At 33.1% G+C, this 12,203-nt stretch carries 16 protein-coding genes; all 16 read left to right on the top strand.

Annotated features, from left to right (window positions below):
* Positions 1 to 6: 6 nt before the first annotated feature.
* Genes FNOD_RS07895 through FNOD_RS07820 form a run of 16 tightly spaced genes read left to right on the top strand, consistent with a single transcriptional unit; the run spans position 7 to position 12,164 of the window.
* Positions 7 to 1,620 carry a DAK2 domain-containing protein gene (locus FNOD_RS07895; RefSeq protein ID WP_011994663.1) on the top strand — a complete coding sequence of 538 codons (1,614 nt, stop codon included), beginning with the start codon at positions 7 to 9 and terminating at the stop codon, positions 1,618 to 1,620.
* A 20-nt stretch (positions 1,621 to 1,640) separates the two neighbouring features.
* Positions 1,641 to 2,093, top strand: a complete 453-nt coding sequence (locus FNOD_RS07890; protein ID WP_011994662.1) for a SoxR reducing system RseC family protein — start codon at positions 1,641 to 1,643, stop codon at positions 2,091 to 2,093.
* 38 nt (positions 2,094 to 2,131) lie between these two features.
* Positions 2,132 to 2,884 carry an alpha/beta hydrolase gene (locus FNOD_RS07885; RefSeq protein WP_011994661.1) on the top strand — a complete coding sequence of 251 codons (753 nt, stop codon included), beginning with the start codon at positions 2,132 to 2,134 and terminating at the stop codon, positions 2,882 to 2,884.
* 55 nt (positions 2,885 to 2,939) lie between these two features.
* On the top strand, positions 2,940 to 3,380 hold the full coding sequence (fliW, locus tag FNOD_RS07880; RefSeq protein WP_011994660.1) for a flagellar assembly protein FliW: 441 nt from the start codon (positions 2,940 to 2,942) through the stop codon (positions 3,378 to 3,380).
* A gap of 21 nt (positions 3,381 to 3,401) precedes the next feature.
* Positions 3,402 to 3,653: a carbon storage regulator CsrA gene (csrA, locus tag FNOD_RS07875; RefSeq protein ID WP_011994659.1), complete on the top strand. Its 252-nt coding sequence runs from the start codon at positions 3,402 to 3,404 to the stop codon at positions 3,651 to 3,653.
* Positions 3,634 to 3,921, top strand: a complete 288-nt coding sequence (gene gatC, locus FNOD_RS07870; RefSeq protein ID WP_011994658.1) for an Asp-tRNA(Asn)/Glu-tRNA(Gln) amidotransferase subunit GatC — start codon at positions 3,634 to 3,636, stop codon at positions 3,919 to 3,921. The genes csrA and gatC overlap by 20 nt, the downstream gene beginning before the upstream one ends.
* 1 nt (position 3,922) lies before the next feature.
* Positions 3,923 to 4,315: a YraN family protein gene (locus FNOD_RS07865; protein ID WP_238374582.1), complete on the top strand. Its 393-nt coding sequence runs from the start codon at positions 3,923 to 3,925 to the stop codon at positions 4,313 to 4,315.
* Positions 4,312 to 4,761: an SsrA-binding protein SmpB gene (gene smpB / locus FNOD_RS07860; RefSeq protein ID WP_011994656.1), complete on the top strand. Its 450-nt coding sequence runs from the start codon at positions 4,312 to 4,314 to the stop codon at positions 4,759 to 4,761. The genes FNOD_RS07865 and smpB overlap by 4 nt, the downstream gene beginning before the upstream one ends.
* A 45-nt stretch (positions 4,762 to 4,806) precedes the next feature.
* Positions 4,807 to 5,532 (top strand): deoxyribose-phosphate aldolase, encoded by a 726-nt coding sequence (deoC, locus tag FNOD_RS07855; RefSeq protein WP_011994655.1) that lies wholly within the window; start codon positions 4,807 to 4,809, stop codon positions 5,530 to 5,532.
* 60 nt (positions 5,533 to 5,592) lie between these two features.
* Positions 5,593 to 6,708 carry a glucose-1-phosphate adenylyltransferase subunit GlgD gene (gene glgD, locus FNOD_RS07850; RefSeq protein WP_011994654.1) on the top strand — a complete coding sequence of 372 codons (1,116 nt, stop codon included), beginning with the start codon at positions 5,593 to 5,595 and terminating at the stop codon, positions 6,706 to 6,708.
* A 13-nt stretch (positions 6,709 to 6,721) separates the two neighbouring features.
* Entirely contained in the window at positions 6,722 to 7,969 is a 1,248-nt protein-coding gene (locus tag FNOD_RS07845; RefSeq protein ID WP_011994653.1) for a glucose-1-phosphate adenylyltransferase, read from the top strand.
* A gap of 29 nt (positions 7,970 to 7,998) precedes the next feature.
* Positions 7,999 to 8,985, top strand: a complete 987-nt coding sequence (locus FNOD_RS07840) for a DUF4899 domain-containing protein (protein WP_011994652.1) — start codon at positions 7,999 to 8,001, stop codon at positions 8,983 to 8,985.
* A gap of 42 nt (positions 8,986 to 9,027) precedes the next feature.
* Positions 9,028 to 10,008, top strand: a complete 981-nt coding sequence (locus FNOD_RS09385) for a 2-C-methyl-D-erythritol 2,4-cyclodiphosphate synthase (RefSeq protein WP_011994651.1) — start codon at positions 9,028 to 9,030, stop codon at positions 10,006 to 10,008.
* Positions 10,009 to 10,034: 26 nt separating this feature from the next.
* Positions 10,035 to 10,589, top strand: coding sequence for a ribosome recycling factor (gene frr / locus FNOD_RS07830; RefSeq protein ID WP_011994650.1), 555 nt, complete (start codon positions 10,035 to 10,037; stop codon positions 10,587 to 10,589).
* Complete coding sequence (locus tag FNOD_RS07825; RefSeq protein WP_041256977.1) at positions 10,589 to 11,305, top strand: isoprenyl transferase; 717 nt, start codon at positions 10,589 to 10,591, stop codon at positions 11,303 to 11,305. Before frr ends, FNOD_RS07825 begins: the two co-directional genes overlap by 1 nt.
* Position 11,306: 1 nt before the next feature.
* A complete protein-coding gene (locus tag FNOD_RS07820; protein WP_011994648.1) occupies positions 11,307 to 12,164 on the top strand; it encodes a phosphatidate cytidylyltransferase in 858 nt (285 codons plus the stop codon).
* The last annotated feature ends 39 nt before the right edge of the window (positions 12,165 to 12,203 follow it).

Below are 12,203 nucleotides of genomic sequence, written 5' to 3'. Positions count from 1 at the left end.
GGTAATTTGACGACAGTAATAAATGGTGCAGAAATGAAAGGCATCTTTATGAAAGGTGCCGAAAATTTGTTGTCTCATAGGGATGAAATTAACGCACTTAATGTATTTCCTGTGCCAGATGGTGATACAGGCTCAAACATGAGCTCAACAATGCTTGAGGCATGTAAGTATCTTGAAAACATAACTGACACAAAGTTAAAAAACGTACTTGATGCCATAAAAAAGGGCACCTTGATGGGAGCAAGGGGAAATTCAGGTGTTATACTCTCTCAAATATTTAGAGGTTTTTGTGAGACTTTAGATAAAAAAAACAAATTAACAGTTTCAGATTTCGTCAAAGGCATAAAAGGCGCTAAAGAAATTGCGTATAAAGCTGTTTTGAGACCAGTGGAAGGGACTATTCTCACAGTTGTCAGAATTTTAGATGAGCATTCGAAGGAATTATCAACACTTGAAAGTTTTGAAGAGCTTTTTGAAAAAATGGAAGAAATATCATTCGATGCAGTTAAAAAGACACCTTCTCTGCTTCCAAAGTTAAGAGAAGCAAATGTTGTTGATGCAGGAGCTAAGGGACTTTACTATATTATTCAAGGGTTTAAAATGTATATTCTTGGTGATAAAAAAATAAACCTTGAGGGAGTAGAAACGAGGCCAGCTGATGAAATATCAATAGCTCTTGAAGAACTTAAGTTCCAATATTGTACAGAGCTTATATTGCAATCTAGGAAAAAAATAAACGAAGACGATAAGCAAAAAATGGAATCATATTTAAACGAAATCGGGGATTCTGTGGTATTTTTTGTGCAAGATGACATAATAAAATTGCATGTTCACACAAATAATCCAGGTAGTGTAATTGAAAAGTTCCTTGAGTACGGTGACCTTGTAAAAGTTAAAATAGACAATATGAAGATGCAACACGAACATGTGGTAGGAGAATATACAAAAAAAGAAAGGAAAAAAATCGGTTTCGTCTCAGTTTCACCGGGTAATGGGTTATCAAAAGTACTCAAAGACTTGGGAGTAGATGAAATCATATCCGGTGGGCAATCAATGAATCCCAGCATGGCGGATATATTGAATGGAATTAGGAGAGTCAACGCAGAAAACGTAATAGTATTCCCAAACAATGCTAATATCATACTCGCCGCAGAACAAGCCTCTAAAGTTGCTGAAAGTGAAGGTATAAAGGTTTATGTAATCAAATCAAGAAATGTACAGGAAAATATAATGGCAATGATTTATAGAACAGGCGAAGAGATTGAAGATATAGTCAAAAGCATAAGTGAAAGTATAGCGAAAACTATAGCGATTTCAATAACCATAGCGGTTAGAGATTCAAAATATGCCGGAGAAAAAATAAAGAAAAACGAATATCTTGGATTTATTGGGAAAGAGCTTGTAGCACATCACAGAAACTTGGCGAATGTCCTTGATAAGATATACCAAAAGTGTAATTTACAGGAACGAGAAATACTCACTGTATTTATAGGCTCAGATGCCACCCCAATAGAACAGAGTATCGTTGAAAAATACACAAAGAAAAAATATCCGAATATCCAAATTGAATTTCTTGATGGTGGTCAACCACATTACCCATTTTTAATGATGGTTGAATGATTTTTGAAAGGAGAACAAGAATGAAAGAATTAATGCAAGTAAGAAATGTTGATGATAGGTATGTATATTTAACTTTAATGGTAAACGAAGCAACTTGTTCCGCTTGTGCACTCTCAGGAACATGCTCAGTAAAAGGAAACGAAAAAGATATAAAAATTCAGAAAAAATCCATAAAATCAGAACTTTTACCAATATTACCAGGAGATATTGTTGTTGTTGATTTAAAGTACAACGAAGCTGTGCTTTCGTTAATAGTTTATGGAATTCCGCTACTTGGTTTTATAACTGGCGTCTTACTTAGCTATTTAATGAAATTCAGCGATATTATATCATTTGCTGTAGGAATAGGTTTTGCTGGTGCAGGATTCTTACTAACAAGATTGTTCGATAAGAAATACAAAATAGAGATAACAGATGTAAAAAGATCTGTTGGAACACAATTATTCCAAAACGAAAAAGATGAAAATTTATAGTAAATCTTCTTGAGTAAATATTCTTAGGGGGGAGTATTTTGATTTACACATTCAGAAGGGGAGAACCAATTAATGGTTGGGTGGTCATTGTACATGGTTTGGGCGAGCATATAGGTCGGTACGAAAAATTGATTAATATAGTTACGAAAGAAGGTTACGGTGTTGTTGGTTTTGATTTGCCAGGTCACGGTAAAAGTTCCGGAAAACGTGGTCATACTTCAATAGAAGAAATATTAAATTTAATAGACGAACTTACAAAAGATATAAATACCTTCATACTATTTGGCCATAGTCTCGGAGGGTTAATAAGCATTCGCTACACTGAGACGAGACCTCAAAAAGTAAGTAAATTAATTGTTTCTTCGCCAGCATTATATCTTAAACCAAAAACTTCACAAAAAGTAATGGTAAACATTTTTTCCATAATTATGCCTTCTTTGACGGTTAGCAACGGAATAGATCCAAATTTACTCTCACGAAACAAAGAAGCTGTTCAAAAATATATATCCGATCCATTTGTTCACGATAGAATCTCTATCAAACTTGGTAAGAGCATGTTAAAAAATGTTGAATTAGCTCATCAACAAGCTGAAAGAATAGTATGCCCGACAAGCATACTAATAGGCACAGAGGATAAAGTTACACCTCCAGAAGGTGCGAAAAGATTTTACGAAGAATTAAAAACTAACAAGTATATAGAAGAATTTGAAGGAGGGTATCACGAACTCTTCGAAGACCCAGATTATGGTGAAAACTTCCATCAAAAAATTGTTGAAATTATAAAACAATAAACACTGATATCAAGCACTATATTATAATTTTTTATAATTTAGGAGAGTGGTCCACATGTACAAAACACGATTAGGAGAATTTGAATTAGAAGATAATGAAATCATAACATTCCCTAACGGTATTCCAGGATTTGAAAGTCTTAAAAAATTTGCTGTCATATCACTTGAAGAAACTAAACCAATATTTTGGTTGGTAAGCTTAGAAGATGAAACTATCGCTTTACCAATCATTGATCCATGGCTAATCAAAGAGGATTATGAAATAGAACTTTCGGAAGACGAACTTAAAATACTTAGTGTAGAAGATCCTAGTGATATAGTTATTTGGAGTGTTGTTACGATACCATTTGGCAAACCTCAAGAAGCTACAGTTAACTTAAGAGCACCGATAATTATTAATCTTAAATCAGGCATTGGCATGCAAATAATACTAGAAAATTACGACTTGAAATATCCAATAATTTCCCCTAATACCAATAATGATGAATTGAAATAATTTTTGAAAAGTGGTGATTAGATGCTGGTTCTTTCGAGAAAAATTGGAGAAAGTATAATTATAGGTGATAATATCGAAGTAAAAGTTTTAAAAATAGAAAGCGGAACTGTAAAAATAGGAATAATAGCACCAACAAATGTAAAAATATACCGGCAAGAGATTTATCAAACAGTTGCTGAGCAAAATAAAAAAACTATTAGTGAAATAGTAAATAGTCCTGATGATTTGAAACATCTAAAGGAGGTACTTAAAAATGTCAATAAAAATAGATGATAAACTTATCGATCATCTATCAAAGCTTTCAAGATTAACAGTTTCAGATACGGAAAAATTAAAAAAAGACTTGCAAAAAATCATTGACTACTTTGAGATACTTTCAGAAGTTAACACCGAAAATATCGAACCTATGTACACTCCAATTGAAGAACCTTTTGAACCAAGAATAGCAAATCCAACAACAAATGAAAATATAAATGAAATCATCGAAAATTTCCCTGAAAAAGTCGATAGACTTATAAAAGTCCCGGGAATATATGGTTAATATGTTTAAACACATTAAAAAATCAAGCAATAATTCAGAAAGCTGGAATAAGAAAGAGTGGCAAATCGCAGAAGAATTAGCCGTAAAATATTTAAAAGAAAAAGGATATAAGATCCTTGAAAAAAATTTTAAAACTCCTTACGGAGAAATCGATATAATTGCCAATAAAAAAGACATTATTATTTTTGTAGAAGTCAAATCGGGAAAAGGAATAAGAATACAACCATCTGAAAGAGTGGACGATAAAAAATATTTAAAGATAGTTAAGAGCGCTGAGTTTTATCTTGAATTTTATCTCAAAAATAAAAATTACAAAATTTCACAAATAGACGTAATTGAAATAATTAATGGAAATATAAAGCATTATGAAAATGTAGGGTGGGATTTCACTTGAGGATAATAGCTACGAATAAAAAGGCTTATACTGATTATATAATCGATGAAACATATGAGGCTGGAATCGTGCTTGTTGGAACAGAAGTCAAATCACTGCGCGAACACGGTGCTAGCTTCAAAGATTCTTTTTGCAGAGTTAAAGAAGGAGAGATTTGGTTGTTAAATCTTCATATTCCGCCATACCAACACGGTAACATTTACAATCACGATCCAGAAAGACCACGAAAATTACTTTTACATAAAAAGGAAATAGATCGCATTTGGAGCAAGTTAAAACTGGAAGGCTATACTGTCATACCAACAAAAATATACTTCAACAATCAGGGAAAAGTAAAAGTCGAAATAGCAATCGCAAAAGGCAAGAAAAGCTATGATAAGAGAGAAGAAATAAAGAAAAAAGAAACACAAAAAAGGATTAAGGAATATCTAAAATATAACAGATGAAGATATAAAGTTAGGAAATAAAAAAGTGAAGGGAGAATGAGAATTATGGATATTGTTAAATTTGTAGAAGAAAAGATAGAAAAATTTCTGAAAGATTATCAGCCAAAAACATTGAGTATTGATTTAGATAATCTAAACATAAATCGATATATAGACCATACAAATTTGAAACCAACTGCCACATCTGATGATATAAGGCAATTTTGCAATGAAGCACTTGAATACAAATTCAAAGGAGTTTGTGTTAATCCATCTTTTGTTCCTCTTGCTTCTGATATTCTAAAAGGCAGTGGCGTTTTAACAGTTACAGTAGTTGGTTTCCCGCTTGGAACCACAAGTACCGCTTCAAAAGTCTCTGAAACAAAATGGGTAGTCGAGAATGGTGCACAAGAAGTTGACATGGTGATACACATTGGCAAACTAAAAGAAAAGGATTATGAATATGTCTACAACGATATCAAAGCTGTTGTCGATGCCGCAAAAGTACCTGTAAAAGTAATAATAGAAACATGCTATTTGACAGACGAAGAAAAGGTTGCGGCCTGCGTACTTTCAAAACTTGCTGGCGCGAAATTTGTAAAAACATCGACTGGCTTCGGAACAGCTGGAGCAAAAGTTGAAGATGTACAATTAATGTATTGGGCAGTAGATGGCGAGATTGAAGTAAAAGCATCTGGTGGAATTAGAACATACGAAGATGCCATAAATATGATAAAAGCCGGCGCAACAAGAGTTGGTACAAGCTCTGGTACTAACATAGTAAAACGCTAAATGTTGTTATTTTTGTTATTTATACGTGGGTAGAAACCCAAAGAAAGAAGGTGAACCCAAATGAAAGTTTTGGGGCTTATTTTAGCTGGAGGGAAAAGTGAAGCTCTTGGAAAACTTGTCTACAAAAGGGCAAGTGCTGCTTTGCCAGTTTTCGGAAAATATAGAGCTATAGACTTTACATTGAGTAACATGGTTAATTCTGGAATATACAAAGTTGGGGTTCTAACACAATATAATCCCAGAAGTCTTATGGACCATTTAGGTTCGGGTAAAGAATGGGACCTTGATAGAAAACATGGCGGTTTGTACATACTCCAACCGTATCTTAGCATGACTGGAGAGTATTGGTATCGTGGTACCGCTGATGCCATATTCCAAAATACAACTATGCTAAGGCGTGGTGATGAAGATTACGTATTAATTGGTTCAGGTGATCATATATATAAAATGCTTTACAACGATTTATTCAACTATCATTTTTCAAAAGGCGCAGATGTTACTTTACTAGTAAAAGAATTAGATGACACATATAATTACAAAGATTATGGTTTTGTTGTCACAGAAAGTGACGGTCGCATAGTAGAGATACACGAAAAGGTAGAAAATCCTCCTTCAAGAAAAGCATTTTTGGGAATTTATTTCGTAAACAAATATCTTCTATTAGATTTACTATACGATACTGTCCCAGCAGGTAAATACGATTTACTCTTAGATGTTATAGTCCCAAATCTAAAAAAACTCAGGGTATATGCATATGAATTCAACGGCTACTGGCGTAATGTAAAAAAAGGAATAAATGAATACTATAGAACAAACATGGAAGTTTTAAACAACAGAAAAATTAGGGAAGAGTTATTCTTAAAAAATGGTAAAGTATATACAAAACTTAAAGATTACCCACCAGCAAAATTTACAGGCACAGCCAAAGTTTCAAACTCGATAATATCCGATGGTTGTATTATATCTGGAAGTGTTAAAAATTCTGTAGTATTCAGGGGAGTCGTTATTAGATCTGGTGCAAGAGTAGAAAATTCAATAATAATGCAAGATACAGTAATTGAAGAAGGCGCTTTTGTAAAGAATGCGATAATAGACAAGAACTGCGTGATACGTGCAGAACAAATGCTCGTTGGCGATTTTGAACCTGTCATTTTGGAAAAATGGATGGTTGTTTAAAGGGGGGAGATATATGAAAAACGTTATAGGATTGATTCTTGCAGGTGGTCAAGGAACCAGACTTGGAGTATTGACCGAGAAAATCCCCAAACCAGCAGTTCAATTTGGTGGAAAATATAGAATAATAGATTTTACTTTAAGTAATTGTGTTAATTCTGGTATTTATAGAATAGGTGTCCTCACTCAGTATAGACCACACCTTTTAAATAAGCATATCGGCATAGGTAAACCTTGGGACCTTGATAGAAAAGGTGGCGGTGTTACTATACTTCAACCATATTCAACACTTACAGAAAGCGTATGGTACAAAGGAACAGCTGATGCAGTTTATCAAAACATTGAATTTGTAGATGAATACAACCCTGAGTATATTGTAGTATTGTCTGGTGATCATATATATTCAATGGATTACAGTGAATTTGTTTACTACCATATATCCAAAGGTGCTTTAGCTACAATCGCTTGCATGGAGGTACCTATAACAGAAGCACATAGATTTGGAATAATGGTAACAGATATCGAAAATAAAATTATCGAATTTCAAGAGAAACCAAAAAATCCAAAATCTAACCTTGCCTCACTTGGAATTTATGTCTTCACCTGGAATTTTATAAAAGAAGTACTCATAGAAGATTCTAAAGACAATTCAAGCGATCACGATTTTGGAAAAAATATAATACCCAAAATACTCTCAACTGGAAAAGTTTATGCATATCCATTCGAAGGTTACTGGCAAGATGTTGGAACAATACAATCGTACTGGGAAACCAATCTTGAACTTGTAAGACCAATACCTCCTTTCAATCTACACGATCCTAACTGGAGATTTTACACTCGTTCAGAGGAAATGAATCCAGCTTACATTTCAGAAAATGGGAATGTTAGAAATTCCATCATCAGTGAAGGCTGTGAAATATACGGCAGTGTAGAAAATAGTGTAATTTCACAAGGAGTTTTTATAGACGAAGGAGCAATAGTAAAAAATAGCGTAATAATGACAAAAGTAGAAGTTGGGAAAAATGTTATTATTGAAGATGCAATCATTGCGGAAAACACAATAATAAAAGATGGATGTAAAATAGGAGTCGGGCATTTTGCAGAGAGCAAATACGATAAAAAGGTATATAACTCTCCTATAACTGTTGTAGGAATGGATAGCATAGTGGAAGAAAACTGCAAAATAGGTAAGAATGTTGTTATTGGTAATGATAAAATTGTTTCAGCTAACACTGTTATAGACAGCGGTGGATATTTAATATAACCTTTAGATAAATTAGAGGAGGTATACTTTTGGATCTTTATTTCATAAAAGTTAGAGCTAAAAGCAAGGGAACAGCTGAAGATATAGTGGGGTATTTTTTTGGAAAAACCAATAATGCTCCGGATTATGATTTTGTCGTAGTTCCTCTAAGATATTCAAATATATTAGAGGATATAACTTTAGAAGAAAACTTAAATGAATTTAAAGAAAAACTTGAAAATATAAAGAAGAAAATAAAAGAAATTCCGGGCATCTACGACATAACATTAGCGTTTTTAGCATACTTGAATAATATGCTGAATCGAAGGGGTAAAATTCCTCTAGGCATTGAATTTTCAACAGCGATAAAAGACGATGATGTAGAGGTTACCAAAACTATTCTCAGTGATTTACTTGAAGAATGGAGCCCGAAAATGGAGGTCTCATTTAAATTTCACGCAATGAGCCTTGAAGAATATTCTGCCTTTACATTTATGAATCTTCAAGAAGATTTCTCAGATGGTTCTGTACTTGAGATATATTCAAGAGCAGATGTGGCAGACTGCGCTGAAGTTTTTCCAGTTATCGATCCCATAAATGGCACATCTATAATTCAATTCGATATCGGCGATAAAATACCGGTGGTAATTTTAAATTTTGGGAAATACGAAAAACAAATTAGAGAATTATATCCAGGGATCGACAAGCAAAAGTCTTCTTTAGAAGGCATAATAATTAGCAAAGAACTTGTCCGAGTTAAAGGCGGGAACTTATTTCTTGTGAAAATTGAAATCGGCGATGGAATTATAGGTAAAACACTAGTAAGTCCTGCGCTAAAAATACTCAGCGATGAAACTTACTTTTTAAAAAAGAGAAAATACAACACTCAACAACAAAAAGAGTCCCAGAAAGAACTACCTAAACATATAAAGGTTGAGATACCACCAACAACTGGTTCAGAGTTGTTGATATCTTTTATGACAACACTATTGATAACCGGGGCACTTCTTATAATAATTTATATTTTCACCAAATAAGAATTTAAATAATCTATCTATCTTTATAGAGGTGCAAACGTTATGAACATAATAAAAGCAACAAATGAAAATATACAAAAAATAGCAGAATTAATATATTCTGAAAAGTCTGAGTTTTTTGATGAATTATTTGGCAATAAAGCTATAGATTATATATCAAAGGCTTTAGAAGAAGATATACCACCTTTTATCAAGCAGAACATGTTACTATTGACAGATGGTAAAGAAATTAAAAGCGTTTTACTTTATGCAACAAAAGCTGGTTTTCGACATGGTTATCAAAAATGGTTTAAATTACTTGGCTTCAAGATAATTCCTGTTGGTTCGAAGATGATATACATTATAGAGAGAATATTGATGGATTTTTCTGTGGATGATCTTTACATAATATCTCTCTCAGGTGAAATGAAGGAATTTTTACTATATAAATTTATGAAAGAAAACAGATACAAGAAAATTATAGTGGATACCTTTAAAACATCTATATTCGAAAAATTCGGATTCCAAGAATCAAAATCTGTACATCCAAAAATGAAACGCTTTTCAAGAATAAGCGATTATCAGACTTTTACAGGTATCGGCTGGGATACACACCCTCTTGTTGAAAGCAGAAATTTAGTAATTGGCGGTGTTGATATAGAATCTAACATGGGATTATTAGGACATTCAGATGCAGATGTTTTGACACACGCAATAATAGACAGCATAGTAGGAATAACGCATAAAAAAGATATAGGTGTACTGTTTCCAGAAAATGAGTCAAATAAAGACAGAAGAAGTATCGATATGCTAGAAGAAGTAACAAAATATGTTATTTCATCAGGCTTCTTTCCATCTTCAATAGATTGTGTTATAATTTCTCCGATAAAATTAAAAGACTATAGGGAAAAAATTACTCAAAATCTTGAGAATATACTTAATTGTCAAGTTTCGGTTAAATTTAAAAGTGGGAACAATGTATATCCAGAATCGCAAAATAAAGGTATAACAGCAATATGCATAAGTAATATTGATAAAATATAAAACATATAACTTGGAGGTGCAGAGATATGGTAAATTCCTTTATAAAGACAACAGAAGAAAAGATGAAAAAATCCGTTGAAAAAATTGCTGAAGAACTTAAACATTTGAGAACAGGTAGGGCAACCCCTGCTGTACTTGAAGAAATTAAAATTGATTACTATGGAGTGCCAACACCCGTTCTCCAAGTCGCTCAAGTAACTACAGAAGAAAGACAACTCGTTATAAAACCTTGGGAAAGAAATTTACTGAATGTTATTGAAAAAGCCATATTAGCAAGTGACCTCGGATTGACGCCTGTTAATGATGGTACCGTCGTAAGAATAAACTTTCCAACACCGACAACTGAGCAAAGACAAAAGTGGGTTAAAAAAGCCAAAGAAATAGTTGAAGAAGGTAAAGTTGCAGTGAGAAATATAAGAAGAGATATTTTAAAAGATATAAAAGATAAGAAAAAAGCAGGAGAAATTTCAGAAGACGATGAAAAGAGACTTGAGAAGGAAATTCAAAACTTGACAGATAAATATGTTGCAGAACTTGATAAACTCTTCGAGAAAAAAGAAAAGGAGATAATGGAATTTTGATGAACAATTCAACTAATAATGTACCAATACACATCGCATTTATAATGGATGGAAATGGCCGATGGGCAAAAAAACAAGGTAAACCACGAACTTACGGTCATTACGTTGGAGCATACAAAATAGAAGATGTTGTCAAATGGTGTGCAAATCGTGGTGTAAAATACACCACGTTTTATGCTTTTTCAACTGAAAACTGGAAAAGACCTATGGAAGAGGTAAATTTCATATTCGGTCTTTTGGAAAATAAAATTCATGAATTTTATGAACGCATGAATAAAGAAGGCGTTAGGCTTAGATTCATAGGGAGAATAGATAAACTCCCAAGTTCTTTAAAAGACAAATGTTTAGAGTACGAAGAAAAAACAAAAAATAACTCGCGTATACAAGTAATAATGGCATTTAATTATGGTGGTCGAAATGAAATCATCGATGGCATAAAAAGATTAATGGAAGACACTAAAAAAGGTAATATTACACCAGATAAATTAGATGAAAACAGCTTTAGAAATTATTTATATGCACCGGATGTACCTGATCCAGACCTTGTGATACGTACTTCTGGTGAGATGAGAATAAGTAACTTTTTAATTTGGCAAATAGCTTACAGCGAACTTTACTTTTCAAAACTTCTTTGGCCTGAATTTACCGAAGAAGAACTCCAAAAAGCCATCGATGAATACTCAAATAGAGATAGAAGGTTTGGGGGAATAAAGTAAAATGCCAGAAACAATTGAAAAAAACACCAATTCTCAGAAAAATCTAAAAAAGGAAACGATTCAAAGATTCATAAGCGCTATTATAGTTGCTCCATTCGTTGTATTGTGCTTTATATCTTACAGCAGTTTAGTAGGATTAGTCGCAACGATAGTTATGATAACATCGAGTGAGTTGTTTTTCACAACTATAAAACGCCATAGTACTTGGCTTTCGTTTACATACACAGCCATCGTAACGGTTTATCCGATATTGTACGGTGTTGCTTTTAGAAATCATCCCATGGAACTTCTTGCCGTAATTTATATGACTGGAATAATTGTAGCACTTTATAAAATCAAAAATCGGGAAATTATAACGGAAGTTTATTTCGCATATTCAACTGCTTTAATATACATATCATTTTTGCTTTCTTTCTTTATACCACTCTACGATATCTATGGACCAGCAATTGCTTTGCTAACTTTAACGCTCTCTTGGTCTTACGATAGTTTTGCCTATGCATTCGGTATGTTATTTGGGAAGCACAAATTCGGAAGCCATTACAGTCCAAACAAGAGTTGGGAAGGTTTCTTTGGTGGTATTGGTGGAACATTTGTTTATATAATTATCTATCAGATAATTGCGAACACATTCTTCCACTCAGAAATGAAATTAACATTTTTTTTGGAACTTTTAATCGCTTTTCTTACAGGATTAATGGACTCTTTTGGTGATATATTCGAATCATCTATTAAGAGACATTACAATGTCAAACATATGGGAAATTTAATGCCGGGTCATGGTGGAATGTTGGATAGAATCGATGGTTTGCTCTTTATCACTCCAGTTGTCTATATTATTTTAAAACTTTTCTATTAAGAAAAAAGACCATTCTAGAATGAATAAATTTGGAGGTGT

This window comes from Fervidobacterium nodosum Rt17-B1, from assembly GCF_000017545.1.
Classification (GTDB): Bacteria; Thermotogota; Thermotogae; order Thermotogales; family Fervidobacteriaceae; genus Fervidobacterium; species Fervidobacterium nodosum.
This window is presented reverse-complemented; position numbering and strand designations above follow the sequence as displayed.